At 67.1% G+C, this 566-nt stretch carries 1 protein-coding gene; it reads left to right on the plus strand.

Annotated features, from left to right (window positions below; all coding sequences use genetic code 11):
• Positions 1–64 precede the first annotated feature (64 nt).
• The coding region (locus DMB66_RS60595) for a GPP34 family phosphoprotein (RefSeq protein WP_148113020.1) at positions 65–566 on the plus strand (502 nt) is incomplete at its 3' end.

Raw genomic sequence — 566 nt, forward strand, 5'->3', positions numbered from 1 at the left:
CCGGGGCACCCCGGCCGAGCCCGCGCGCCCGCCGGGGATTCCCTGCGATCATGGAAGCCACCTGATGGCCCGCGACCTATCCAGCGTGCGCGACCGGTTATGGCTGCTCGTCCACGACGAGGACGTGCGTCCCCTGGCCACTCCTGGTGCCATCGGCGTGAGCCTGGTCGCGGCGACACTTTCAGACCTGCTGCTGCAAGGACGCATCCGCGTGGAGCAGGGCCGGATCTACCCGATCACTGGGCGCACGGACCCAGCCGCGGAACCGTTCAGCACCGAATTCCTTCAGGTTCTCGCCGAGGAGCGCATACCTCGCCTGGCAGAGGTACTGCGGGGTGTCCGCATCGATCTTCGCAACGAACCGCACGATCTTTACAGGTGGGTCTACGAGCACACCCGGTCCGGGTTGGTCGAGGCCGGGCTACTCCACCAACAACGTCGCGCGGTCCGCGGCAGCCGGTACCAGCTCGCCGAGCGAGAACTCATCTCGTCGATCCGGGAGCAGGTCAACGGCCGCGTGAGGCATCCACACGACCCCGCCGATCTGACTTTGGACGTGCTGTGTG

This window comes from Actinoplanes sp. ATCC 53533 (assembly GCF_003947245.1).